Below are 26,848 nucleotides of genomic sequence, written 5' to 3'. Positions count from 1 at the left end.
AATAGATGAAAATGAATAAAAATAAAATTGCACTAATAACTGGTGCTACAAGCGGTATTGGTATGGCAACCGCTAAAATATTTGCTAAAAACAATATAGACGTTGTGCTTTGCGGACGTAGGCAAGACCGTTTAGATGCATTAAAAAAAGAGTTAGAAAAAGATGTAGCAGTACATACTTTAAATTTTGATGTAAGAGAAAAATCGGCTGTAATAACGCAAATAGATTCTTTGCCACCAGAATTTGCTAATGTAGATATTCTAATAAATAATGCAGGTAATGCACACGGTTTAGAACCTATACAAGAAGGTAGTCTAGAAGATTGGGATGCTATGTTAGATATAAACGTTAAAGGTTTGTTGTATGTTTCTAAGGCTATAATTCCTAAAATGACGGCTAAAAAATCTGGACATATTATAAATATTGGTTCTACAGCAGGCAAAGAGGTGTATCCAAATGGTAATGTGTATTGCGCAAGTAAACACGCTGTAGATGCAATAAATCAGGGAATGCGAATAGACTTAAATCCGTTTAATATTAGGGTTGGCGCAGTAAACCCAGGAATGGTAGAGACTGAGTTTAGTGAAGTAAGATTTAAAGGAAATATGGCAAAAGCAGATAAAGTTTACCAAGGTTTTACTCCTTTGCAACCAGAAGATATTGCAGATATTATACATTTTGTAGTTACAAGACCATACCACGTAAATATTGCAGATTTGGTAGTTATGAGTACGGCACAAGCAAGTAGTACAATTGTAAATAAAAGCTGATTCTCTATTTTGTAACTAACATTTTTTAAAATGATTAATAAGCGTCTTTTAGTTAAAAACCTTCTGGCTCATAATGACGAGAATAGTTTTTATGACAAAAAGCGCTTTATAGATATTGGACAAAAAGAGGGAAAAGCAAAATTTTTAAAACACGTTTGTGCTTTAGCAAATAGTAATCCTAAAAACAATTCATTTATTGTAATTGGTGTAGAAGATGAGGATAATACAATAGTTGGTGTAGATTTTTTTGATGACAGTAAAATACAAAATCTTGTAAACGCATACCTAGATAATCCTCCTTTAATTTCTTATGAGAACATACCGTTTCCTCAGTTGCCAGAAGGTAAAGTTGTGGGTTTGGTTACTATAAAATCTAACGGCAAAGTTTGCGCATTGCGCAAAAATATTTGGAAATATTATGGTGGCTCGGTCTTTTTTAGAGAAGGTAGTATTAGCCTGCCAAAAGCATACAATGTAGAGTTAAAAGATTTTAATTCTGATGCCGTTGCGACCATAGAACAACACGCAAAAAATAATATAGAACTAACATTAGATGGTGTAATAGATTTTATAAATAACAGACATAAAAATTTAACTAGCAGTTACAAAGTTTTTAAAGAACAGTTTGTGGTTTGCTGGGCGGGTAATCAGAAAAAAATAAAAGATAAAACGTATTATTCTAGGGTAGATATAGAGTTAATTAATGAGCAGGTTAAGTTGTTTTATTCTAATTTAGATGAAATAACAATAGAGTTTAATGAAGACTCTTTTACCACCACAGAATATGTACAGTTGGGTTTAGGAAAGCAGCAAAAATACTATCCGTTTGAAAAAGTAGTGCTAAACTTTAATGATAATGGTAAGTATCATATAAATAGCGATTTAATTTTTGAGCCGCCACAATATAACAAAAAATCACTGCATCATATTTTTAATACGAACAATGTTTTAGTTGAAAAGCTAGAGAAAAAACAAAAACTAACAAAGCAAGAAGAGGAAGATTTAGAACATTTGCCAGACGCATATTTAATTTGCTATTTAAATAATTTTCCGGAAGCATTTATACAAATGGAAAAAGCAAAGCCATTAATTAAAAAATATAATAAAAAAGTCTATCAATCTCTAAAAGAAGCTTTCAGAATATTAAGAAAAGTAAAGTATAATTAAAAAGACAGCTGGCAGAACTATTTGTATTTTTAGTTTGAGAAATTGCCTTAAAAACGTTATCTTTTTTGAATAAAAACAAAACACAACCAGAATGGGAATATTTGATGAAATAAAAAAGAAGTTAAGTCACGAATTTATAGATATAATTGAGTGGTTAAACAGTACAGACGATACAATTGTACACCGTTTTGAACGTTACCAAAACGAAATAAAAAACAATGCACAATTAATAGTTAGAGAAGGGCAAGTTGCTGTTTTTATTAACGAAGGTCAGTTGGCAGATGTTTTTAAGCCAGGAACATATACTTTAAATACGCAAAACTTACCAATTTTAACAACCTTAAAAGGTTGGAAATATAAATTTAATAGTCCGTTTAAAGCGGAGGTTTATTTTGTAAATACGAGCTTATTTACAGATGAAAAATGGGGAACAAAAAACCCAATTATGCTTAGCGATGCTCGTTTTGGATTAACAGAAATTAGAGCTTTTGGTACGTATAGTTTTAGAATAAAAGATGCGGGTAAATTTGTTGTAGATGTTGTTGGTACAGATGGTAATTTTACCAATTATGAGGTTAACGAACATTTAAAAAGTTTAATTGTAACACGTTTTACAGATACCGTTGGTGAGGCTAACTTGCCAATAGAGTTATACGCTGCAAATACATCTGAGTTGTCTGAGACTTGCCAAGAGGTAATGCAACCAGAGTTTGGTCGTGTAGGTATAGAGCTAGAGAAATTCTACATAGAGAATGTCTCTATGCCAGAAGAACTTAAAAAGGAAATTTTTGAGTACAGTAGGTTAGATAAAATAGATTTAGGAAAGTTAACTCAGTTTAAAACAGCTAAAGCTATAGAGGCAGCTGCTAAAAACGATGGCGGAACAGCAGGTGCTGGTATGGGTATGGGTATGGGCTTTGTTATGGCGCAGCAAATGGGCGGAATGATGAATCCGCAAATGATGCAACAACAACCAGCAGTACAGCCACAAAGTGCAGCAGTGCCACCACCAATGCCAACTCAAGTGCAGTATTTTTATGCAGCAAACGGACAGCAAATGGGTCCTGTTACTTTTGATAAGTTAAAAGAGCTTTTTGCAAACAGAACCATAAATAAAGATTCTTTATTATGGAAACAAGGAATGCCAAGTTGGACAGCTTTACAGGAAATTGAAGAATTGAAAGTATTTTTAGGAGGTAATACACCACCACCATTACCAACAGTTTAATTAATTTTTAGGCTGATGAAAAAAATGACTTGTAGACAATTAGGAGGCGCTTGTGACAAAGAGTTTTCTGCAGCTACTTTTGAAGAAATATCTGAACAAAGTAAACAGCATAGTATAGAAATGTACAAGCTGGCAGACAATGCACATTTAGAAGCAATGAAAGAAATGCAAAATTTGTGTAAAGATCCTTCTGATTATCAAAAATGGTTTCAGCAAAAAAGAGCAGAATTTAATGCGCTCTAGTTTTGGTCATCATCCTAAAATAATAGTTTTTTACTGCTTTATTAAGTGGTAACTTTTATGGAAGAATTAAAGCAATCTGAACAAAAGAAATCTTGTGCCAATTGTGGTGCAGAGTTAAAATATAAACCCGGCTCGCAGCAATTAAACTGCGGGTATTGTGGGTACGAGGAATTTATAGAGCAGACCAAAAGTAGTTTTGAAGAATTAGAGTTAGACCATTATTTAAAAGTGGTTGGCGATAATGCGTACACAGAAACTATAGAGCTATTGCATTGCAAAAATTGTGGTGCCAATCAGCATGTAGAAGAGAACTATAAATCGTTACAATGTGTATACTGTAGTGAGCCTCTAATTATAGAAGATATTGAGCGAGAAGGGTGGATATTGCCAAGTGCAGTTGTGCCTTTTCAGATAGATATTAAAAAGTCTAGAAGCATATTTAAGAGTTGGGTAAATAGCCTTTGGTTTGCTCCCGATAAACTTAAAAAAGCAGCTCTAGATGCAGAAGGTATTCACGGTGTGTATGTGCCGCATTGGACTTTTGATGCAGATATGACCGCAGATTACGTAGGTAAAAGAGGTGAGTATTATTATGTTACCAAAACCTATAAAACTAAAAATGGCACAAGTACTAGGCAAGAACGTAGAACAAGGTGGTACCCAGCATCTGGAAGAGTCAATGGTTTTGTAGATGATATTTTAATTAATGCATCAGAAAAAAAACAAAGAGAAATACCTAGCAAGGTTGCCTTTTGGAATCTAAAAGAGTTAAAACCATTTAATTCTAGTTTTTTAGCGGGTTTTGTTACGGAGAAGTATACTATCTCGTTAAAAGAGGGGCATCATCAATCTTTTAAAAAGGCCAAACAAATTGCTCATAATTGGATCTGTAAGGATATTGGTGGTGATACACAGCAGGTTCTTAGTACGGATATAGAGTTATCAGAAGAAAAATTTAAGCATATTTTATTGCCAATTTATGTTAGTTCTTACAATTATAGTGGTAAAGAATATCGTTTTTATGTAAACGGGCAAACAGGAAAAATTAGTGGTACAAGACCATATTCTTTCTGGAAAATATTCTTTTTAGTACTAACTATAGTGTTTATAATAGCGCTATTTATTTTATTTACTCAATGAGAACATTAGTTATAGGAGATATACACTCGGGTTTACAGGCTTTAGAACAATTGTTGCAAGTTGCAGATGTTACAAAAGGGGATCACCTTATTTTTTTAGGAGATTATGTAGATGGTTGGAGTGAGGCTGTAGGAACAGTTAATTTTTTAATTGAATTGAAGAAAACTCATAACTGTACATTTATTAGAGGTAACCATGATGAGCTTTGTCTCAACTGGTTAAAAACAAATGAGCATAATGATACTTGGGTTTTACACGGAGGTGAGTCTACAAAAAAGTCTTACGCAGATGTAGATAATGCTACAAAAAGGAGGCATATGGATTTTTTAGAAAACCTAGAAAATTATTATTTAGATGCTAACGATAGGCTTTTTTTACACGCAGGTTTTACCAATTTAAAAGGAGTAGATCATGAGTATTTTAAAAAGACTTTTTATTGGGATAGAACTCTTTGGGAGCTTGCTTTGGCTGTAGACCGTACTTTAACCGAAGATGATAATAAATATCCGCAACGATTATTGCGATATAAAGAAATATATATAGGGCATACGCCTGTTACCCGTATAGGTAAAACCGAGCCACACAATGCTGCTAATGTATTTAATATAGATACAGGCGCTGCTTTTAAAGGACCTCTTTCTATGTTAGATGTAGAAACAAAACAGGTGTGGCAAAGCGATCCGGTAGCTTCGTTTTATCCTAGTGAAAGAGGAAGGAATTAAAAATTATTAACGACATTTGTAAAAACAATCATTAAACATGTCTGCACACAATATAAGATTAGAAGTAATGAAAGCCATAGAAGGCAAGGTAGATGGTTTTATAGACTCTTACCTTGTTCCTATTGATAAAATATGGCAGCCAACAGATTTTTTACCAGATTCTCAAAGTGATAACTTTTTTAATGAAGTTGAGCAAATAAGAGAAGAGGCTAAAGAATTAGGTTATGATTTTTGGGTTACACTAGTAGCAGATACAATAACTGAAGAGGCCTTACCAACGTACGAGTCTTGGTTAATGGATGTAGAAGGTGTAGACCAGCATGACGGACCAGAAAATGGTTGGTCTAAATGGGTAAGACACTGGACAGCAGAAGAAAATAGACACGGAGATGTGTTAAATAAATACTTGTACTTATCTGGAAGGGTAAATATGAGAGAAGTAGAAATTACTACACAGCATTTAATCGCAGATGGTTTTGATATTGGAACAGATAGAGATCCGTACAAAAACTTTGTATACACTTCTTTTCAAGAATTAGCAACAAACATATCTCATAAGAGAGTTGGACAAATGGCTAAGAAAAAAGGGAATACTTTGCTTGGTAAAATGTGCAATATTATTGCAGGAGACGAAATGCGTCACCACTTGGCATATAGAGAGTTTGTAAAAATTATTATGGATCAAGATCCTAATGGTATGATATTGGCTTTTGCAGATATGATGAAGCGTAAGATTGTAATGCCAGCTCATTTTTTACGTGAGTCTGGAGGAAGCATAGGTACTGCTTTTGAAACTTTTAGTAATTGTGCTCAGAGATTAGGTGTGTATACTGCTCAAGATTATATAGAAATTCTTAGCAAGTTAAACGGCTATTGGGATATAGAAAATTTAAGAGGTTTAAATGATTCTGCTGAAAAAGCAAGAGATTATTTAACAAAGTTACCATCTAGATTGCAACGTATATCAGACCGTATGAAGATAGATGATGACCAGTACCACTTTAAGTGGGTGCAAGCTAACGGCTTACTTTAATGCAATAGTATAAAAAAGTAAAACCCGATTCTATTATTTAGAATCGGGTTTTTTAATTTTATTTGTCTTCTAGCTTTAAAATTGCAGTAGTATAATCTCTAGTGCTTAAACATAGTTTTTCGTCAGTAATTAAAGACCTGCCTAAGCTAGGGATCATTTGGGTTAACTTTTGTTGCCAAGCCTTAGATTTTACCTGCATAGGAAAACATTCGTTTAGTACAGATAACATAATAGATACAGATGTAGATGCTCCTGGAGACGCGCCTAGCAATGCAGCTATTGTTTTATTTTTATTGGTTACAATCTCGGTTCCAAATTTAAGTACACCACCTTCTTTTGCGTCTTTTTTAATAATTTGTACACGTTGCCCTGCTGTAATAAGTTCCCAATCTTCTATTTTGGCATTTGGATAATATTTTTCTAAAGCTTTAAAGCGTTCTTCTGGTGATTGTACTACTTGTTCTATTAGATATTTAGTTAAAGATAAGTTGTGTAAACCTGCTCTTAACATCGGAAAAATATTGTGTGCATCTATAGAAAGAGGCAAGTCAAAATACGATCCGTTTTTTAAGAATTTAGTAGAAAAACCAGCATATGGGCCAAAAAGTAATGAGCGCTCTCCGTTTAGCATTCTAGTGTCTAAATGCGGAACAGACATTGGTGGTGCACCCACTTCTGCCATACCGTAAACTTTAGCCTCATGTTGTAAAATAACATCTTGGTTGTTACATTTTAAAAACTGTCCGCTTACAGGAAACCCTCCGTAGCCATCTGCTTCAGGGATATCAGATTTTTCTAATAGTTTTAATGCGCCACCACCAGCACCAATAAAAACAAAGTTACTGTGTATGGTTTTTTCTTCATTTGTATGTAAATCTTTAACTTCTATCTCCCAAGTGCCATCTTTTCTATCGTCTATGTCTTCTACTTGGTGTCCTAAAAATACTTCTACGCCATCGCAAGATTGCAAATAAGCAATCATACCTCTCGTGATAGTTCCAAAATTTACATCTGTACCAATAGGCATTCTAGTTGCGCCTACTTTTTGATCTTTATTACGTCCTGTCATCATTAGAGGAACCCATTCTCTAATTTCTTCAAAATTTTCAGAATGTAACATATCTTTAAATATAGGGTATGCTGTAAGTGCGGTATGTCTTTTCTTTAGAAAGTCAATATTTTCATCACCCCAAACAAAACTCATATGGTCAATATCGTTTATAAAAGGATCGTTTGCGGGGAGTAAATTGTTTTTTACAAGGTATGCCCACAACTGTTTAGAAACCTCAAAAGACTCGCTAATTTTTAATGCTTTGGAAATATCTACTTGTCCATCTTCGTTTTCTGGTGTGTAATTTAGTTCGCAAAAAGCAGAGTGACCAGTACCTGCATTATTCCAAGCATCAGAACTTTCTGCGCCAACCTTATCTAATCTTTCATAAATAGAAATTTTGGCATCTGGCATTAATTGTTTCAATAAAACGCCAAGCGTAGCGCTCATAATACCTGCTCCTATAAGTGTAAAGTCTTGTTTTGCTATCATATGTGGAGGTGTTTATTACAAAGCTACTAAACGTTTTAATAGGGTTAGTTGTTGTGCTTTATTAATTTTAGCCCCTGTTTTTAATTATATGTAGTAGTCAACAATACGATTATTAGCTATGCTTTAGTACTAAATTTATATAAAGTTACGCTATGGTATTCTTCTTTTGGTTGTAGAATAACAGACGGGAAGTTTGGTTTGTTTGGGCTGTCTGGGTAGTGTTGTGTCTCTAGGCAAAATGCAGCTCTTGGGTGGTATTTTTTATTTGTTTTGCCTAACACAGTGTCGGTTATAAAATTGCCGGTATATAATTGTATGCCAGGTTCTGTGGTAAATACATCCATAACAATGCCTGCTGTGGGCTCTGTTACTTTAGCGGCTAAATTTAATGTTTCGGTTTGATTTATAACATAGTTGTGGTCGTAACCGTTTCCTATTTTAAGTTGATCATAATTGGCATTAATATCTTTACCAATAGTTTTTTCTTTTGTAAAATCTAGGGGTGTATTTTTTACAGGAATTAGCTCGCCTGTTGGTATACAGGTTTGATCTACACTTGTAAATTTCTCTGCGTTTATTTGTAAGTTGTGATCTAGAATATCGCCATTACCTTCACCCTTTAAATTAAAATAAGAGTGGTTGGTAAGGTTTATAATGGTTGTTTTATCTGTAATGGCCCAGTATGTTATTTTTAGGGCATTGTCTTCTGTTAATTGGTATTGTACGGTAACGGCTAAATTACCAGGATAGCCCTCTTCCATATCTCCAGAAACGTAAGTTAGTTCTAATGTATGCGAGCAGGTTTGTTTGGCAACCCATACGGCAGCGTCAAAACCTGTTGTGCCTCCGTGTAAGTGATTTTCTCCGTTATTTGTAGCTAGTGTATAGGTTTTGTTATCTAACGTAAACTTGCCCTTTGCAATGCGGTTTGCGTATCTGCCTACAATAGAGCCAAAGTATGCATTTGGGTTGGTTCTGTATTCTTCTAAGGTTTTATAGCCAAGTACAACATCTTTAAAATTATCTTCTTTGTCTTTTACCCATAAAGACACAACAGTGCCTCCGTAATTTGTAATTTGAGCAACAGAACCTTGTTTGTTGGTTAGTGTATAAAGCGCTACTTTTTTGCCATTTAAAATAGTATCAAAATCTGCGGCATTTAGTAATTGTGGCAACATTGTAAAAGGTGTTATTTGGTTTTATTTTTTTTGAAGCTCAACTAGAATAGGGCAATGGTCGCTGTGTTTTGCTTCGGATAAAATAACAGCTCTTTTTAAGCGATCTTTTAAGGTTTTACTTACCATACCGTAATCTAAGCGCCAGCCTTTATTGTTGTTTCTAGAGTTGGCTCTGTAGCTCCACCAAGAGTAATTGTGTGGCTCTTTGTTAAAATGTCTAAAGCTATCTATAAAGCCACTATTCATAAAATTCCCTATCCACTCGCGTTCTACAGGTAAAAAACCAGATACATTTTTGTTACGTACAGGGTCATGTATATCTATTGCCTCATGACAAATATTATAATCGCCTAGAACTATGATATTTGGAATGTCTTTTTTTAGTTTGTCTATATAAGTCTGAAAATCTGCCATATAAGTAAGCTTAAATTCTAACCTGTCTAAGTTTGTTCCAGAAGGCAAGTACATACTCATTACAGATACATCTCCAAAATCTGCTCTAATATTACGTCCTTCAAAATCCATATAGTCTATTCCGGTACCATATTCTACGTGATCTGGTTTAGTTTTAGATAAAATGGCAACACCACTATATCCTTTTTTTTGTGCGCTATACCAATAATTATAGCCATATCCAGCATCTTCAAACAAAGATAAATCTAGCTGTTCTTTTAAGGCTTTAATTTCCTGAAGGCATATAACATCTGGGTCTGTGGCAGTAAGCCAATCTATAAAACCTTTGTTTATTGCTGCACGAATACCGTTAACATTATATGAGACTATTTTCATTTTATAAAATTAAAAAGATTAAAAATAGTCAAAACAATGGGTTCTATGAAAAATGAATGAGAGAGATTCTTACAAAAAGTCCTATTTTCGCAAACTGAAAAATAAGACAGAGAAAATAATTACATTATGAAAAAGGGATTATTAGTACTATTATTTATATTAACGGCTAAAATGGTGTCTGCACAGGCCTATTCTAATTTTGATAAGAATCAGGAAGTTAAGTTTAATATTGGAATGTTTTTAGCAACTACGTCTGTAGAATTTGGTTATGAGTATTTTTTAGGCGATGATACAAGTGTTGGTGCTATTCTTCATTTTGATGGAGATGCAGAAGATTACAATGGTAGCTTTGGTTTTGGGCCAAATTTTAGAGCCTATTTTGGAGATACACCAAGAAGTGGAGCATTTGCTGAAGCTTTAGGGTTGTATATTAAAGGAGAAAAAAAGGTAACAGAGTCTGGTTCTAGGATTAAAAAAGAATATGGTAATGTAGCTCTTGGTTTAGGAGGTGGTTATAAATGGGTAACCCGTAGCGAACGTTTTACGTTGGAGCTTAATGGTGGTTTTGGAAGAAATATTAATCCAAAAGATTTTCAGGACGATTTTATTTTTAGAGCAGGACTTTCTATTGGTTTTAGATTCTAAACTAAAATACTAGATATAAAAAGAGCTCACTATTAGCAAATGCTATAGTGAGCTCTTTTTTTTATATCAACTTAAAAACTTAAATTCTTTTAAGCCATTCTTTCATAGATACTTCTGCATCTATAATAGATTTTAAATCTGTAATAGCAACACGTTTTTGTTCCATAGTATCTCTATGACGTATTGTTACTGTTTTATCTTCTATTGTTTGGTGATCTACTGTAATACAAAAAGGAGTACCATTGGCATCTTGTCTTCTGTAACGACGACCTACTGCATCTTTTTCATCATAAATTACTTTATGATCCCATTTTAAATCTTCTACAATTTCTTTAGCAATCTCTGGTAAACCATCTTTTTTAACAAGTGGTAAAATAGCAGCTTTAGTAGGCGCTAATACAGCAGGTAATTTAAGAACAGTTCTAGTAGATCCGTTTTCTAATTCTTCTTCTACAAGAGAGTTAGAGAAAACAGCTAAAAACATACGATCTACACCAATAGATGTTTCTACAACATATGGTACGTAACTTTCGTTAATTTCGTGGTCAAAATATTGTAATTTTTTACCAGAATGCTTTTCGTGACTACTTAAATCAAAATCTGTTCTAGAGTGTATACCTTCTAGTTCTTTAAATCCAAAAGGAAATTTAAATTCTATATCTGCCGCAGCATCTGCGTAGTGTGCTAATTTATCATGGTCATGAAAACGGTAATTATCTTCGCCTAGGCCTAAAGATAGGTGCCATTTAATACGATTTTCTTTCCAAGACTCGTACCATTCTTTTTGTGTGCCAGGGCGAACAAAAAATTGCATTTCCATTTGTTCAAACTCGCGTTGACGAAAAATAAATTGTCTTGCAACAATCTCGTTTCTAAACGCTTTTCCTATTTGGGCAATACCAAAAGGAATTTTCATACGTCCAGTTTTCTGTACGTTTAAAAAGTTTACAAAAATACCTTGTGCTGTTTCTGGTCTTAAGTAAAGGTCCATTGCACTGTCAGCAGAGGCTCCTAATTTAGTCCCAAACATAAGGTTAAATTGCTTAACATCTGTCCAGTTTTTAGAACCAGAAACAGGGCAAACAATGTCTAACTCGTCAATAAGGTTTCTTACGTCTTCTAAATCTTCTTTTTCTAAAGAAGATCCCATTCTAGATAAAATAGTATCTATCTTTTCTTGGTAACCAACAACACGTGGGTTAGTTGTAATAAATTCTTGTTTGTTAAAAGCATCACCAAAACGCTTAGTAGCCTTGGTTACTTCTTTTTCTATTTTGTTTTCTATTTTGGCGCAGTAGTCTTCTATTAAAACATCTGCTCTGTACCTTTTTTTAGAATCTTTGTTGTCTATTAAAGGATCGTTAAATGCATCTACATGTCCAGAAGCTTTCCAAACAGTTGGGTGCATAAAAATAGCAGAGTCTATACCAACAATGTTATCGTGCAGTTGCACCATTGCTTTCCACCAATATTGCTTAATGTTGTTCTTTAATTCTGTTCCGTTTTGTGCATAGTCGTACACAGCACTTAAACCATCATATATTTCACTAGATTGAAACACATAACCGTATTCCTTTGCGTGAGATATAACCTTCTTAAATTTGTCTTCTTGATTTGCCATATGGCAAAAATAGAACTTTAGTGTTAATAGATTGAATTATTTTAATTCAAATTCTATAGAAGAAAGTAATTTTTGATCTTCAAACACATTTAATGTGTAGATTCCTGCTTTTAAAGAACCGGAAGGAACTTTAATATTATCACAAATTTCTTCGTTTACACCCGTGTAAATAATGTCTATAGCTTTGCTGTATTCATTACCATTTACATTAATTATGTTGGCGTTATTTGCAATAACACTTTTATTAGGGTTTAAAAACTGAAGGTATAACCTTTTTTTAAGATTAATATCATTAGGATTACCTGTGATTACAGTACAAGCTCTAATCTTAGAAATAAGATTGGCTTTGTTTGTATTAATATCTCTACCGCCACGTATTCTAAAAGCAAGTGCTTCTGTGCGGTTAAGCTTTAGGTATGTTTTACTAGTTAAGTCCTTCTTTTTATTGTTGGCGTCTTCTAAATCTTCTTTTTCTGACAATGCAAGAGCTTGTGATTTATATTGCTCTGCTCTTTTCTTAGCTTTTTGTACACTTTCACTTAAAACAACATTGCTATATTTAAGAGAATTATATTTAATATTTAGGCTATCATATTTAAGTTGCCACTTGTATAAAGCTTTTTTGTTTTCTGCGTATTTTTCTATGTCAAAATTTAGTTGTCCAATAGAATCTAATAACATAGAAACATTACTGTTTGCTACTTCTAAATCTATATTGCTTACTTCGTTTTCAGAAGACAGACTTTCTATGTTGGCTTGCATTGTGGAAAGCTTGTCTGTAAGTACCTTTTTTTGACTCTCTAAATAAGTTATATTGCTGTTTGATTGGGCGTTACTATAATAAAAAGCAATTAAGATACCCAGAATCACGGCCGCAAGCGCAGCTATAATTACTTTGTATTTTAAATTGTTATCTTGTGGGTCCATCAAAAGTAGAGGGTAATTTTAAGTAGGGTTATAATTGGGGTACTATAAGTTGTCAAATATACTAAATCATATCAATAAAATACTAATGCCATTGGGGTGTTTTGGATGTAATACACCTTTGCTATTAGGTGAACGGTTAATTTGTACCGTTTGTCGAAATCAGCTACCTCTTACCGAGTATAATTTTACCGACGAAAACCCTGTTGACCGTATTTTCTATGGTAGAATTGATATAAAAAAGGTGAATTCTTTCTTATTTTTCACTAAAAATGGCATAGTAAAAAACATAATTCATCACTTAAAATACAAAAACCAAGAGCAAATAGGTGCTTTCTTTGGACAATGGTACGCGCAATCTATAAAAGAACGCTTAGATATAGATATTGTTGCGCCTGTTCCGCTACATAAGAGAAAATTAACAAAAAGAGGTTACAACCAAGTAAGCTTATTTGGCAAAGAACTAGCATTACACCTAGACGCAACGTACAAAGAAGATACTCTTTTTAAAACTGTAAATACAAGGACTTTAACAAAACGAAACAGATTTTCTAGGTGGAAAGCCAATCAAGATTTATATAAAGTTTTGGATGAAGATAGTATAGCCGGAAAAACCATTTTATTGGTAGACGATGTTATAACAACAGGAGCTACTATAGAGGCTTGTGCAATAGCATTAAAAAAAGCAAAAGGAGTTACAATTTATGTTGCAACAATTGCGGTGGTTCCATAATTTTATCTTTGTGTAAATTGTTGTTTCTTTGCGCTAATATTTAGGTTATGGCAAGACGTATTTTAAGCTTACTTTTTTTATTTTTAATGGTATTTGCAATAGTGCAATGCGCAAGAAGAGGAACGCCGTCTGGTGGACCAAAAGATATTACGCCTGCAGAAGTAATAAATTCTGTGCCAGCTAATAGATCTACAAATTTTAAGTCTAAAACTATTAGGTTAGAATTTAACGAGTATATAAAACTTAAAGACATACAGAAACAACTTATAGTTTCACCTCCTTTAAAATACGAGCCAGAAATTACTCCGCAAGGATCTGCAAGTAAATTTATAGAAATTACTATAAAAGATACTTTAAAAGAGAATACAACATACACTTTTAACTTTGGACAAAGTATAGAGGATAATAATGAAGGTAATCCAAGTAGCTTTCTAAGTTATGTGTTTTCTACCGGAGATTATATAGATTCTTTAAGCTTAACTGGTGTTGTAAGTGATGCCTTTAAGAAAAAAGTAGATAACTTTATAAGTGTAATGTTGTATAAAGTAGATAGTACTTTTACAGATTCTATTATATACAAGGAGCCTCCTTATTATATAACCAATACGTTAGACAGTACTAATATTTTCTCGCTTAAAAATTTAAAGGCTGGTGAGTATGCATTATTTGCTTTAAAAGATGAAGGTAATAATAATAAGTTTGATCAAGGGTTAGATAAAATAGCGTACTTAGACCATACTATTACTGTGCCAACAGATTCTATTTATGAGCTTAGTTTGTTTAAAGAAGTTCCAAACTTTACAGTTTCTGTGCCAAGTTATGCTGCTAAAAATAAAATTATATTTGGTTACCAAGGCAATGGAGATACTTTAAAAATTGAACGTTTAAGTTACCTTCCTGATAGTGTAAAAACTAAAGTGACTAAAGAAATAGATAAAGACACTCTAAATTATTGGATTAGCCCTTTTGAAGCAGATTCTTTAAACTTTAGAGTGATAAATGATTTTGAAAAAACGATAGATACATTTACGGTTAAGACAAGAAAATTACCAGCAGATTCTTTAAAGTTTAATGTGGTTTCTAATAAAAGAATAAGTGAAGAGAATCCGTTTTGGATCGCAGCTAATATTCCGATACAGAAAATAGATACCTCTAAAATTAAAATTGTAGACAAAGATACTATTGCAGTTAATGCGCCTGTAAAATTAGATTCTATTAAAAATAGATTAGATTTTGATATGGTTGTGCCTTTAGATAATGAATATAGTATTACAATGTTGCCATCTGCAATAACAGATTTTTTTGGAGCTGTTAATGATACCATTACATACCGAGTTTCTTATGTAGACCCTACTGAAAATAGTTTACTTACGGTTGCATTATCAGGGGCAGTTGTTTATCCTGTAATAGTACAGTTGGTAGATGAGTCAGGAAAATTAATAAGGGAACAATTTGCGATAGAACCTAAGTCATTTGTATACAAAAACGTTAAGCCAGGAAAATACCAGGTTAAGGTAATACAAGATACTAACGGAAACCAAAAGTGGGATACAGGAAATTATTTAGAAAAGAAGTTTCCGGAAAAGATAAGCTATTCACCTATTGTAGAGTTAAGAGCTAATTGGGAAGAAACATTAACTTTTCAAATTACAAAGTAAAAGTATCTCTGTCTTCTAGAAATTTTAATTTATTTCTAGTTTCATCTATGTGCTCTTTGTGTATTGTGGTATGTAAAATTTCTTCATTAGTAGAAAAACAAATTTCATTGCCAAGTGTATCATAAGTAGCAGAGTGTCCTATATACTCGTATCCAGGGTCGTCTACGCCAACTCTATTCACCCCAATGCAATAAGACATATTTTCTATAGCTCTAGCCTTAAGTAAGGTGTCCCAGGCAGTAATTCGTTGTTTTGGCCAATTTGCTACATAAAGTAAAACATCATAGTTTTCTGTGTTTCTAGCCCATACAGGAAACCTTAAGTCGTAACAAATTAATGGGCAAATCTTAAAACCTTTATAATCTACAATTAGTTTTTTGGTTCCTGCTTTGTATACTTTGTCTTCACCAGCCAATGTAAACGTATGCTTTTTGTTGTAGGTAGTGTAAGTTCCGTTTGGGAATACAAAAAATAATCTATTGTAATAGGTGTTGTCTTCAAAAAAAAGAATACTTCCTGTAATTGCAGTTTGTTTTTTATAAGCAATTTCTTGCATCCATTTTAAAGTTACTTCACCTTGGTTTTTATCAATATTACTAGGATTCATAGTAAAACCGGTTGTGAACATTTCAGGTAAAATAATAAGGTCCGTGTCAGTAATAAGTAGTGCTATTTTTTTACTTAGGGAGCTTCTGTTCTTTTCAGGATTTTCCCAATAAATAGAGGTTTGTATTAGAACTATTTTTAAAGAATTAAGAGCGTCCATAGTGGTAATTTTAACGTATTATAGTTGTGCAATAAAAGTACTACTTTTAAAAAAGATAAAAATGTTTCTTTTTATAGTTGTTACTGTTATTAATCTAGAAAAAAGAGACATATATAATACAACTAAAAATAAACACAAATGAAAAAAGTAATTTACGGAGTAATAGCATTGTTAATGCTTAGTTTTATGCCTGTAAACAAGGGGTTAAGCAATGCAGATAAGGAGCTTGTGGTTACAGAGATGACAAGAACTACAAAACACTTATTAGAAGCTATTAAAGGGCTTAGTCAAGAGCAATTAAACTTTAAGAGTAGTTTGGAGTCTTGGTCTGTAGCAGAGTGTGTAGAGCATATAGCAGTATCAGAAAGCAATATTTTTGGAGCTGTAGAAGCTGCGGTTAAAACGCCAGCAGATGCATCTAAAAGAGATCTAGTTAAAATTACTGATGATGAGGTTATAGCTATTATGTTAGATAGAACAAACAAAGCAAAAGCGCCAGAAGCTTTTAAGCCATCAGGAAAATTTGGAAGTCATAAAGAAACTGTAAAAGCATTCTTTAAGAAAAGAAAGCAAAATATAAAGTACGCTAAAAGAACAGAAAATAATTTAAGAAATCACTACGGAGAAATGCCATTTGGTGTTGTAGACGGAGTGCAATTAATGGTTTTTATTTCTGCACACTCGGAAAGGCATACATTACAGATAGAAGAAATAATGAGTCACAAAAACTTTCCTAAAAAATAGGAAAAGAATATGTTAATTCATTTTAAAAAAGGCACATTTATTTATAGATGTGCCTTTTTTGTTATTTAAACACCATAATATAAGGTATATATGTTGTTTTTTCTTTGTTTTGCATAAAAAAAATAAATTTAAAGAAAGTTATTTCTTACTTGATAAGAATTGTGCTATATTTAAAGTTAAACCATTATCAAAATTTTGCAAAAAGAGCTTTTACATCTGTTTATTGAAGATTCACCCATAGAAATTGGTGTTTTTGACACCAATATGAATTTTATTAGTTGTTCTAAGTTGTGGTGCAAAAAATTAGGATTAGCCAGTGAAGAAGTTATTGGCAAATCTTACTACCAAATTTTTCCTGAAACTACAGAAGAGATTAGGAAAATACACGAATACTGCCTTAAAGGTAGTTTTATAAGTTTTGAAGGAGAAAAAACAATACTTCCGAGTGGAAAGATTCAGTGGCTAAACTTTAAAATTAATTCTTGGGAAAAAGAAAAAGGTAAAGTTGGAGGGTTAATTATTGTTTGTGAAGATATTTCTAACAAACGAAACGAAGATGAGTATAGGTTAAAAGCGCAAAAAGTTGCTAATATTGGTGGGTGGGAAGTTAACCTAATTACTAATGAGGTTTATTGGACTAACATAACCAAAGAACTTCACGAGGTGTCAGAAAACTATGTTCCTGCTTTAGAAGAGGCGGTAAGTTTTTACAAAGAAGGTTATCATAGAGAAAAAATAGTAGCGCTTGTTAGCGAGGCAATAAGTGATGGAACCCCTTGGGATACTGAGTTGCTAATAGTTACAGCAAAGGGAGCTGAAAAGTGGGTAAGAGTTATTGGTAAGGTAGAATACGTTAACAATAAAGCAGCTAAAATAACAGGGACTTTCCAAGATATAGATAGTAAAAAGAAAGCAGAAATTAATTACCAAGAAATACTGCTAAGACATAATGTAGCAACCAAAACAGCGAGCATAGGTGTTTGGGATTATGATTTAGCTAGTCAAGAGTTAAGTTGTGATGAAAATACGTATTTATTGTATGAAGCAGATTTAAGTGGCTTTGGAAATACGTATGATGCTTGGAAACGAAGTGTTTTACAAGAAGATAGAGATAGGGTTATAAAAGAAATGGACTTTGCTATACAGCATAGAGTTGAGTTTAATACAGAATTTAGAATTAGACTTAAAAATGGTAGAATAAAATATATAAAATCTATAGCGCAAGTTCATAAATACCCTGATAGTATTGAAACCAAGATGATTGGTGCCAATTGGGATATTACAGAATTTAAACACACTGAATTAAAATTAATCAAGAGAAAAGAGTCATTTTTAGGTGTTTTTAATAACTCATCTGTTGGTATGGCTTTAATTGGTTTAGACGGTTCTTGGTTAAAAATAAACAAAAGTTTATGCGCTAGTTTAGGGTACACAAAAGAGGAGCTAATGGAATTAACTTTTCAAGACATTACTCATCCAGATGACTATATAACAGATTTAAGTTTATTGGATAAACTAACGTTAGGTGAGATAGATCAATATCAAATAGAAAAAAGATATTTTCATAAAAAAGGACATATAGTTTATGTTATTTTATCTGTCACTAAAGTGAGTAAAATAGATGGTGGGTTATCTCATTTTATATCGCAGGTTGTAGATATTACATCTCGTAAAGAGGCAGAAAATAAGGTTAGGGCAGTTCTTAAGATAACTGCAGATCAAAATGAAAGTTTAACTAATTTTGCACATATTGTATCTCATAACTTAAGATCGCATTCTACTAATTTATCTATGCTTACAGGTTTCTTAATTAATGAAACCGATAAGGAAGAAAGAGAGAATTTAATTAGAATGTTAAACGATTCATCAGAAAGTTTAGATGAGACTATCTCGCATTTAAATGAAGTGGTTAGTGTAAAGTTAAATGTCTTAGGTAAATTAGAGGGTGTAAAAATTATAGATGTTTTTGATAATGTAAGAAAAAGTGTTGCGGCACTGCTAAAGGAAAATGATGCAATACTAAACGTGCAAATACCAAAAGAATATATAATTAGTGCAGTACCTGCTTATGTAGAAAGTATTTTGCTAAATTTATTAACCAATAGTGTTAAGTATTGTTCTTCTAAAAGAAGATTAGTTGTAGATATAAAAGCAAGAAGAGAAAGAGATAAAATTATAGTAAGCTTTTCTGATAATGGCCTTGGAATAGATATGAAAAGGCACCAGAATAAGATTTTTGGAATGTATAAAACGTTTCATAAGCATAAGGACTCTAAAGGAATTGGGCTTTTTATTACTAAAAGTCAGATAGAGGCAATGAACGGAAAAATAGAAGTTGATAGTTCTGTAGATGTAGGAACAACATTTACATTATATTTTAACTCATATAAAAAATAAGATATACTAAAAAATGAATAAAATACACAGCGCTTGTATCATAGATGATGATCCAATTTTTGTATATGGAACAAAACGTATAATGAAAGACGTAGATTTTTGCGAAGAAATTCACGTTTTTGAAAATGGGTTAGACGCTATAGAAGAGCTAAATAGATTAAGAGTGGCAAAAGAGAAGTTGCCAAAATTAATTTTCTTAGACTTAAATATGCCTATTATGAATGGGTGGGAATTTTTAGACGATTTTCAAAAAATACCAAGACACATAAGAGAAGGTGTTATAATTTATATTATTAGCTCATCTATTGACCCAAGAGATATAGAGCGTGTTAAAACATATGATATTGTTAGCGATTATATTTTAAAGCCTGTTACTCCAAAAGATTTGCAAAACTTACTAGAAGAGTTAGCAGAGTAATTATCTAATACCTGGAGTAAAATCTGTAGGTGCTATTTGTGGTATTTTAGAAGTTCCATTTTCTCCGGTGTCATTAAAAATAATCCACTCATTAAATGTAAAGTTCCTGTTGCTTTTTGTAACGGAATCTTTACGTTCTGCTTTTCCGTCTTCAAATTCATGATTGGTATTAGAGCCATCTTCGCCAATAACTCCAAATAAATCTATAACCGCTCCAAAAGGATCAACTAGTTCTAGGTTGTCGTCCCCGTTAGAATCAGCTGGGCTATTTGTGCTAACACTTATGTCTGGTACAAAACCATAGACAGAGGTAAACTCTGTGGCATTAGGCGACATAACAAGAGTGCTTTTGGCATTAATTACATATCCAGATAAATCTATAGAGGAGCTAATTTCTGTGTTGGCATTAGTGTATCTGTTAAGCTTCCAGTTATTTAAATCTAAAGGTTCGTCGCTGTTATTGTAAAGCTCAATAAACCGCGCACCTGCATTGTTGTCAGGATCAGCAATTTCAGAAATTAAGACTGCTGTAGATGTATATTCGGTAACAATGGGAGGGCAACGATCATTTATAAAGTTAAGATCTTTAATACTTCTTATTTGTAATTTAAGTTCGTTTTTATCTTTAATTAAAACGGCTGTAACGCTTCCGTTGTTAATAGGCAATACATTGTCTGCAAAATCGGAATAACCGCTATTTATAAGCTTAATTTGGTTTCCTAGGCAGTCTTTTAATGTGCGCTCTGTTTCTTCTTTTGACTCAGCAAATGTTAGGTTTAATTCTTCTTCTATAAATTCTAGGTTTTCTATTTCAACTAAAGTATTTACCATATAATCTTCTAAACTGGTAAGAGAGGTTTTAGTAGCTGTAGCAATAGTAGTATTACAACTAGAAAATAGATGTTCTTTAACTTGTAAGCTAGGTAATCTGCCTACGGATTTATTCCCAAAAGAAGTAAAAACACCACCTATAACGTAGTACCCATTTTTTTTAGCAATATATAGGTCTTTTAGTTTGATAAATACTTTTTCACCATTTCTATAATTAAGATGATAATCTCTGGTGTCTACAAGAAATTGTATTCCTATTGTTGGGTTTTCTGCTTTATCTTGAATGTGTATTGTTCCAAAAAAGTTATTTTCAATGTCCGATGAAACTACGTAACCTTCTATTATAATATTATCTAAAACTTTAACTATTTCTCCTGTAGTGCTACTTTCTAGATCTGCATAAGTTGCATTTGTTGTTAGCTCTGTACAATTGTCTTTTGGAGCGTTAAAATCTTTGTCCGCAACACAACCAATAAGGAGTGCAAATAAAAACAGTGCGAGTGTAATTTTCTTATACATAATATTAAAGGCTAATAGCTAGGTTTAAAAAGTAAGTACGCCCATAGCCATACCAATATTTAGTGCCAAAAGATGGTGTTGTGCTAAGGTTGTCTTGTGACATTTCTCCATAATTTCCGTTTCTACTCTGTTCGTAACCTCCAGTTCTAAAAACGGTATTAAATACATTGTTAACACTTGCAAACACACTAACATAATTGCCTTTAATAATCCAAGATTTACCGCCAACAAGATTAAGAAGATAAAAATCTTCCATTTTTTGCTGTGCTAATAGTTTGTTTACGTTTTCTGGTGTTGCTTCAGGAAAAGGTTCTTTAGTTTCTGGGTTTAAATAAAAACTACTTGTTCTTGTTATGGTAGAAATATTAGCATAGTTATTACCTAAGAAATTTGCAGAACCAGAAACCCACCAATATTTAGGATCTCTGTATTCTAAGCCAAAAGCGAATGCTTTTTGCGGTCCTTGAGCAAGTTTATAACCGTGTATGGAACTTGTGCCTAAATTGCTATAGCCTTCTGTGTTTATTAATTCATCTGTACTTGCTGTTGTATCAAAATTTATGGCAACATTAGGGTTGTTATCGTATGTGTAATCCCCTAAAGCAAATACTCCAGAAGCTTTTACAGAAGAAGATAGTTGGTACTCTAAGCCAATTTCTATTCCCATATGTCTTTTATTTATGCTTGTAACCACTTCCTGTACAAAGTCAGACCCTATTCCAGATTCTACAAAGAAAAAATTAACATCTGTAGCTCCTTTAAATTCGGTGTAAAAAGTAGAAATTCTGCCGGTTAATTTAGGAAGGCGTATATGGTAGTTTATATCTGCAGTTTTAATACGTTCACTTTGTATGTTTTCTACACTTGTATTGTTTTCTCTAGGGTTTACAAATGTATTTTGTAGTGTTGTTGGTTTTTGCGTTACGGCAAATTGAGCATTTACCCAATGTCTGCCTGTAATTTTATAAGTAAAAGCACCTTTTAAGTTTATATCTGTGAAGTTTACTTTGGAACTGTTGCCTATAGAGTTGTCTAAGTAACGTTCGTTTTTAAAAAGACCTTCTCTTTGGTAGTTAAGTTGATTTATACTTGCGGATAAAGATGCATACCATTTGCTATAGCTTACTCTTAATTGTGAAAAATAGTTTAGATTGGTGGCATTTAGTATGTAGTTGTAATTAAAAATTTCATCTTTGCCTTTTCTTGTAGAGCCATTTATATCATTATTTGTGTTAGAGAAAGTATCAATATCTAGATGATAATCAGCATTGAGTAAATCTTCAATTTTAGCATAATTATGAGATTTTAAATTTTTATACATCAATCCAAAATCTATAGAATATTTAGAATTTATCTTTAAGTTACCTGAGGTGTTAAATGTTACTACTTTATCGTCTATAATATCATTATATAAAACATAAGAAGCTTTTTTATCTTCTAATGCATTGTTGGCTTCGTAAATGCTTTTCCAATCTAATTGTGAATTTTTAATAAAGACCTGTCTTGTTGTTTCTGCACTTTCAAAATTAGCTCCAATAGGGCTGTTAATGTAAAAACTAGGTAAATAACGATAATAAGTTGCATCTGGGTTTGGAGCATTATAGTAACCGAGTCTACTTTTAGATTGCGGACCAGATAGATAAGAGAAGCCTGTGTTTAATTTAAGATTTTCTGTTTTATAAAAATGATTAAGTATAAATACTGGCTGGGCAATTTTACGTTCTCTAGAATTTCTAATTTTCTTATCTTGTTCTCCCCAGTACGGATTGTATTTTCTTCCTTTTAATAAAAAAACTTCTTCTGTAAAAGCAGAAGATCTACCTCTGCGATTAGAGGCTAATATTGCTGTTGCTAAAAATGTATTTTTACTGTTTAATTGGTATTCTAAAGCGCCAAAAACGGAAAAAGCATCATACAAAGTACCTTCTATATAACCTTCTTTTGCCCATCTACGAGAGGCAGAAACACTATAGGTAATTCCTTTTTTGTTGGTAGCTTCTGTATGTGTAGTCATTAACCTTCCTGCGTAAGTTCTATTCGCTGCTGAAAAAGAAACACGTGTTCCAGGCCTCATTTTAGAGGGTTGTGTATTTATATTTGTTGTTCCTAATATACCACCAAAACTATGATTAGAAGGTTGTAGGCCAAATGTAAATTCTTGATTTCTTGTTGCATCATTTAAACCTCCCCAATTGTTCCATTGAGGTCTGCCGTCTGTTAAGTTATTCATTAGAATGCCATTAAGTAATACTTGACTATATTCTGAGTTGTATCCTCTTACTCTAAAAAATGCCTGTCCAAAATCAAACGCAGCCCTGTTTAAAAAGATATCTTTGGTGGCTTGTAATAAGCCAGATGTTATTGTGGTGCTTTCGTCGTTAGATATATCTACCTCAGTTAAAGAAATTAAGTTATCTGTTTTTTCTGTGGTAATGTCTTTTTCTAAATAAATTATGCCTAGATCTATATTCTCTTCTGCTATTGAAATGGGTAATCTTATAGACGTGTAACCTTCAGCATTTATTTTTAATATGTAATTGCCTTTTTGTATGGTACTGATTAATAGTGTGCCCGAAATAATTTCTATACTAGTTGAGGTTCCTTCCAATATAGCACTTCCTTGTATCTTAATATTATTCTCTTGTTTGCTTAAAACAGTAGCTTTAATGCTTTTTTTAGTTTGAGAAAAAGTAAAATTTATGGCAATTATAAATGATAAAACACTGAAAAACAATCTCATATAGTTGTGAAAATAAAGTTTTTTAAGGAAAATTCCTTATTTTCATAAAAATATTTAGTTAATGTGTAAGAATATCGGTTGTAAGTACTTTGGTTTTTTATTGTTATTATTTTTAATAACGATTGATAATGTGTTTTCTCAAGATGAAAAAGAATATAAAGCAAGAACAATTGCTTTTTATAATTTGGAGAATTTATTTGATACAATTAACGATCCAGATACATTTGATGATGATCGTACACCTTTAGGCAAGGACAAATGGACGGGAGAAAAGTATAGAGATAAGCTAAAAAATATGGCTTTAGTTTTGTCAGAAATTGGTAGTTCTGTAACTAAGTCCTCTCCTGATATAATTGGAGTTTGTGAAATTGAAAATAATGCGGTGTTAGAAGATTTAATAAAAGAACCTGTATTATTTAATAAAGGTTATGCTATAATACATTTTGATTCTCCAGATGAACGAGGAATTGATGTTGCTTTGTTGTATAAAAAAGATGTTTTTATGCCAACATCTTTTAAAAGTCATAGGTTATTATTGTTTAAAGAAAACGGATACAGAGATTACACTAGAGACCAATTAATAGTTGGTGGTTTGTTAGATGATGAGGAAATTTATTTTATAGTAAATCATTGGCCATCTAGAAGTGGAGGAGAAGCACGTAGTAGGCCTAATAGAATTGCAGCGGCTAAGCTAAATAAAAGAATTATAGATTCTGTCTTACGCTTAAATACAGATGCAAAAATATTAAGTATGGGAGATTTTAATGATGACCCTATAAATGATAGTTTTAAAAAAGTTATAAAAACTGAGGGTAGAAAAAGAAAGGTGACAGATAGTATTTTGTTTAACCCTATGGAGAGTCTGTATAGAAAAGGAGAAGGCTCTTTAGCGTACCGTGATAAATGGAATATCTTTGATCAGATTTACTTTACAGGAAATCTAATAAGTAGCACTAAAGAGTCTTTCTCTTTTTATAAAGCAGCAATTTATAATCCTGCTTATTTATTAACTTCTTCCGGCAGATACAAAGGCTACCCAAAACGCACCTATTCTGTTGGTAATTATACGGGTGGTTTTAGCGATCATTTTCCGGTTTATATTACGCTAGTAAAATTAGCGAATTAGTCTTAGAACCATTGTCCCCAAGGAATTCTACTTAAAAAACATAATAAGCCTAATCCGTAAAAAATAGCTATTAATTTAAATTTCTTAGCACTTTCCATTACTTTTTTGTGTTTAGACCAACCAATTGTAATAAGTACTATTGCAATGATGTTTATAAAAGGATGTTCTACAGCCAATAGGCGAGCAGCAGAACTTAGACCACCCATACCATTTGCTTTAATAGCTCCAAATCCGTTAGGCGATACAAAAAATAATAGTAAACCAATTAGTAATTGAATATGAGATAATATTAACGCAAACAAAGAGACTCTAAAGTCTTTAGTTAAGTTAAAATCTCTTTTACTTATTAGTCCAGATATTGCATTTACAACGGCTAAAATTAAAATTGCTAATACAATAAAAGCAAAGAAAGAGTGTAAGTTTAAAATAGTAGTATACATAGTAAATTGTTTAACTATAAAAGTAATAAAAATTAAGAATTTAAAAGTGAATTTTTAGTTTATTCCCACTTATTTTCTGCGTTTTCTCCTCCCCAGATTAGGGTTGCTAAATATGGGTTATCTATAAGTGGATTTCTATTTCCTTGAGCATCTTCAATTACGTTATTTCTTTGTTCTTCAAAAGAAGACACCGGATCTGCTATGTTCCAAGCTAAAAATAAATCTAAGGTTCCTACTTGTGTATAGTCTTCGTTGTATCTAATGTTTAGGTATAAAACCATACGTGCAACATCACCTCTCCAGTCATCACCAGGATACCATTTACCATCTACTAGTTGGTAGTCTCCAGAGCCATCTGTATAAGCAAAGTTACTTCTGTTTTCGTTTACAACTGCATCACAAGAGCGCAAGTGGTGTAAATCTGAAACAGCTATATTTGATCCTAATTTAGATTGAGGAAAAATATGTTCTGTATTAAACGTCTGCGGAGAATGTGTGTTTGTACCAGAAGTATATTCTCTGTAATCTCTACTCTCTCCTGAATACATTAAAATAACGTTATCTGCAATAGTTTCATCTTCATCTGCATTGTATAAATAGTTATGTCTTTGTCCGTAAGATAAAATAGTAGTGTGTTTATTAGTGGTATGTTCTTTTAATGCATTAAAGGTAACATCGGCATTATTAGAAAAAGCAACATTTTGATAATAGCTTTGTAGCTCTGCAGGGATATTAAAGCTAAGTCTTTCTGCAATTGTTATTGTTATTGTAGCAGTAGCACAAGTTGGCTCTGGTTTGTCATTATCGCAAATAGTATATGTAAAAGAATCTTCTCCTGTAAAATTATTTTGTGGAGTATAAACAATTTGTCCGTCTTCATTTAATTCAACCGTACCAGATGTGCTAGAACCATCTATAGATGTTAAAACAGCGTCATCTGTTGTGGTGTCATTGTTTAGGGCGGTTGTAATTGTAATAGGGGTGCTGTCTACTGTTGTGTAGGCGTCATCAATAGCAACAGGGTTTCCTTCGTCTGTTATAGTAACAGTAACTGTTGCGGTAGAGCAATTAGGAGTGTCTTCAGAATCGCAAATAGTGTATGTAAAAGTATCTACGCCAATGAAGTCTGTAACCGGAGTATATGTGTATGTTCCATCTCTGTTCTCTGCAATTGTTGCTCCACCAGTACTATTAGCATCAAAAGAAGTTATACTAGCTCCTGTTCTAGAGTCGTTGCTTAAAAGCGTACTTATAATTAACGCTTCATTTTCTATACCGGCAACATCATCATTTACGGCTATTGGTTTGTTAACTGGTGTTGGGTCTGGTGTATCTGTACCACTGTCTGAACTGCTACAACCTAATGTTATTGCAAAAAAAGCAGTTACGTAAATGTACTTTTTTACTGATTTGTTTAGTTTCATCATCATCTAGTCTTTCTAATAGTTACGGTGATTTTTAGTGTTTTGCTAA

General features: G+C 32.6%; 24 protein-coding genes. 14 read left to right on the top strand and 10 right to left on the bottom strand.

Annotated elements, in window-relative coordinates; all coding sequences use genetic code 11:
- The first annotated feature begins 11 nt into the window (after positions 1-11).
- The 7 genes from BT107_RS11040 (at position 12) to BT107_RS11010 (ending at position 6,303) form a co-directional block, all read left to right on the top strand.
- Positions 12-770, top strand: a complete 759-nt coding sequence (locus BT107_RS11040) for an SDR family NAD(P)-dependent oxidoreductase (protein ID WP_072304245.1) — start codon at positions 12-14, stop codon at positions 768-770.
- Between the two features lie 30 nt (positions 771-800).
- On the top strand, positions 801-1,937 hold the full coding sequence (locus BT107_RS11035) for an ATP-binding protein (RefSeq protein WP_072303872.1): 1,137 nt from the start codon (positions 801-803) through the stop codon (positions 1,935-1,937).
- 91 nt (positions 1,938-2,028) lie between these two features.
- Positions 2,029-3,165, top strand: coding sequence for an SPFH domain-containing protein (locus tag BT107_RS11030; RefSeq protein WP_072303871.1), 1,137 nt, complete (start codon positions 2,029-2,031; stop codon positions 3,163-3,165).
- A 24-nt stretch (positions 3,166-3,189) separates the two neighbouring features.
- A complete protein-coding gene (locus tag BT107_RS11025; RefSeq protein WP_244543119.1) occupies positions 3,190-3,408 on the top strand; it encodes a DUF1059 domain-containing protein in 219 nt (72 codons plus the stop codon).
- A gap of 57 nt (positions 3,409-3,465) precedes the next feature.
- Entirely contained in the window at positions 3,466-4,548 is a 1,083-nt protein-coding gene (locus BT107_RS11020) for a TFIIB-type zinc ribbon-containing protein (protein ID WP_072303869.1), read from the top strand.
- Complete coding sequence (locus BT107_RS11015; protein WP_072303868.1) at positions 4,545-5,270, top strand: metallophosphoesterase family protein; 726 nt, start codon at positions 4,545-4,547, stop codon at positions 5,268-5,270. The genes BT107_RS11020 and BT107_RS11015 overlap by 4 nt, the downstream gene beginning before the upstream one ends.
- A gap of 37 nt (positions 5,271-5,307) precedes the next feature.
- Positions 5,308-6,303 carry an acyl-ACP desaturase gene (locus BT107_RS11010; RefSeq protein WP_072303867.1) on the top strand — a complete coding sequence of 332 codons (996 nt, stop codon included), beginning with the start codon at positions 5,308-5,310 and terminating at the stop codon, positions 6,301-6,303.
- 58 nt (positions 6,304-6,361) lie between these two features.
- Here the strand turns inward: BT107_RS11010 and mqo are convergent, their stop codons facing one another.
- The 3 genes from mqo to BT107_RS10995 form a co-directional block, all read right to left on the bottom strand.
- On the bottom strand, positions 6,362-7,846 hold the full coding sequence (mqo, locus tag BT107_RS11005; RefSeq protein WP_072303866.1) for a malate dehydrogenase (quinone): 1,485 nt from the start codon (positions 7,844-7,846) through the stop codon (positions 6,362-6,364).
- A gap of 116 nt (positions 7,847-7,962) precedes the next feature.
- Positions 7,963-9,024 carry an aldose epimerase family protein gene (locus BT107_RS11000; RefSeq protein ID WP_072303865.1) on the bottom strand — a complete coding sequence of 354 codons (1,062 nt, stop codon included), beginning with the start codon at positions 9,022-9,024 and terminating at the stop codon, positions 7,963-7,965.
- Between the two features lie 21 nt (positions 9,025-9,045).
- Positions 9,046-9,813, bottom strand: a complete 768-nt coding sequence (locus tag BT107_RS10995) for an exodeoxyribonuclease III (protein ID WP_072303864.1) — start codon at positions 9,811-9,813, stop codon at positions 9,046-9,048.
- A 126-nt stretch (positions 9,814-9,939) separates the two neighbouring features.
- On the opposite strand from BT107_RS10995, the gene BT107_RS10990 reads away from it, so the two are divergent.
- On the top strand, positions 9,940-10,458 hold the full coding sequence (locus BT107_RS10990; RefSeq protein WP_072303863.1) for a DUF3575 domain-containing protein: 519 nt from the start codon (positions 9,940-9,942) through the stop codon (positions 10,456-10,458).
- A gap of 79 nt (positions 10,459-10,537) precedes the next feature.
- Here BT107_RS10990 and BT107_RS10985 read toward each other — a convergent pair whose 3' ends face one another.
- Positions 10,538-12,079: a glycine--tRNA ligase gene (locus tag BT107_RS10985; protein ID WP_072303862.1), complete on the bottom strand. Its 1,542-nt coding sequence runs from the start codon at positions 12,077-12,079 to the stop codon at positions 10,538-10,540.
- Between the two features lie 36 nt (positions 12,080-12,115).
- Entirely contained in the window at positions 12,116-13,006 is an 891-nt protein-coding gene (locus BT107_RS10980) for a hypothetical protein (protein ID WP_072303861.1), read from the bottom strand.
- A 49-nt stretch (positions 13,007-13,055) separates the two neighbouring features.
- Here BT107_RS10980 and BT107_RS10975 point away from each other — a divergent pair, with 49 nt between their 5' ends.
- Both BT107_RS10975 and BT107_RS10970 read left to right on the top strand, forming a co-directional pair.
- Positions 13,056-13,736 carry a ComF family protein gene (locus BT107_RS10975; protein WP_342039456.1) on the top strand — a complete coding sequence of 227 codons (681 nt, stop codon included), beginning with the start codon at positions 13,056-13,058 and terminating at the stop codon, positions 13,734-13,736.
- Positions 13,737-13,783: 47 nt separating this feature from the next.
- Positions 13,784-15,394 carry an Ig-like domain-containing protein gene (locus BT107_RS10970; protein ID WP_072303859.1) on the top strand — a complete coding sequence of 537 codons (1,611 nt, stop codon included), beginning with the start codon at positions 13,784-13,786 and terminating at the stop codon, positions 15,392-15,394.
- On the opposite strand, the gene BT107_RS10965 is transcribed toward BT107_RS10970, so the two are convergent.
- On the bottom strand, positions 15,384-16,160 hold the full coding sequence (locus tag BT107_RS10965; RefSeq protein WP_072303858.1) for a nitrilase family protein: 777 nt from the start codon (positions 16,158-16,160) through the stop codon (positions 15,384-15,386). The genes BT107_RS10970 and BT107_RS10965 overlap by 11 nt on opposite strands.
- Positions 16,161-16,298: 138 nt before the next feature.
- On the opposite strand from BT107_RS10965, the gene BT107_RS10960 reads away from it, so the two are divergent.
- From BT107_RS10960 to BT107_RS10940, 3 genes are all read left to right on the top strand, one after another.
- Entirely contained in the window at positions 16,299-16,904 is a 606-nt protein-coding gene (locus BT107_RS10960; RefSeq protein ID WP_072303857.1) for a DinB family protein, read from the top strand.
- Between the two features lie 195 nt (positions 16,905-17,099).
- Positions 17,100-19,301, top strand: a complete 2,202-nt coding sequence (locus tag BT107_RS17380; protein ID WP_084639219.1) for a PAS domain-containing sensor histidine kinase — start codon at positions 17,100-17,102, stop codon at positions 19,299-19,301.
- Positions 19,302-19,314: 13 nt separating this feature from the next.
- A complete protein-coding gene (locus tag BT107_RS10940) occupies positions 19,315-19,719 on the top strand; it encodes a response regulator (RefSeq protein WP_072303856.1) in 405 nt (134 codons plus the stop codon).
- On the opposite strand, the gene BT107_RS10935 is transcribed toward BT107_RS10940, so the two are convergent.
- Both BT107_RS10935 and BT107_RS10930 read right to left on the bottom strand, forming a co-directional pair.
- Positions 19,720-21,069, bottom strand: coding sequence for a DUF5689 domain-containing protein (locus tag BT107_RS10935; protein WP_072303855.1), 1,350 nt, complete (start codon positions 21,067-21,069; stop codon positions 19,720-19,722).
- A 4-nt stretch (positions 21,070-21,073) separates the two neighbouring features.
- Positions 21,074-23,809 carry a TonB-dependent receptor gene (locus tag BT107_RS10930; RefSeq protein WP_072303854.1) on the bottom strand — a complete coding sequence of 912 codons (2,736 nt, stop codon included), beginning with the start codon at positions 23,807-23,809 and terminating at the stop codon, positions 21,074-21,076.
- A 61-nt stretch (positions 23,810-23,870) separates the two neighbouring features.
- On the opposite strand from BT107_RS10930, the gene BT107_RS10925 reads away from it, so the two are divergent.
- Positions 23,871-24,935, top strand: a complete 1,065-nt coding sequence (locus BT107_RS10925; protein WP_072303853.1) for an endonuclease/exonuclease/phosphatase family protein — start codon at positions 23,871-23,873, stop codon at positions 24,933-24,935.
- A 2-nt stretch (positions 24,936-24,937) separates the two neighbouring features.
- Here the strand turns inward: BT107_RS10925 and BT107_RS10920 are convergent, their stop codons facing one another.
- Complete coding sequence (locus BT107_RS10920) at positions 24,938-25,375, bottom strand: hypothetical protein (RefSeq protein WP_072303852.1); 438 nt, start codon at positions 25,373-25,375, stop codon at positions 24,938-24,940.
- Positions 25,376-25,434: 59 nt separating this feature from the next.
- On the bottom strand, positions 25,435-26,799 hold the full coding sequence (locus BT107_RS10915) for an endonuclease (protein ID WP_244543118.1): 1,365 nt from the start codon (positions 26,797-26,799) through the stop codon (positions 25,435-25,437).
- Between the last annotated feature and the right edge of the window lie 49 nt (positions 26,800-26,848).

This window comes from Cellulophaga fucicola (genome assembly GCF_900119145.1).
Classification (GTDB): domain Bacteria; phylum Bacteroidota; class Bacteroidia; order Flavobacteriales; family Flavobacteriaceae; genus Cellulophaga; species Cellulophaga fucicola.
This window is presented reverse-complemented; position numbering and strand designations above follow the sequence as displayed.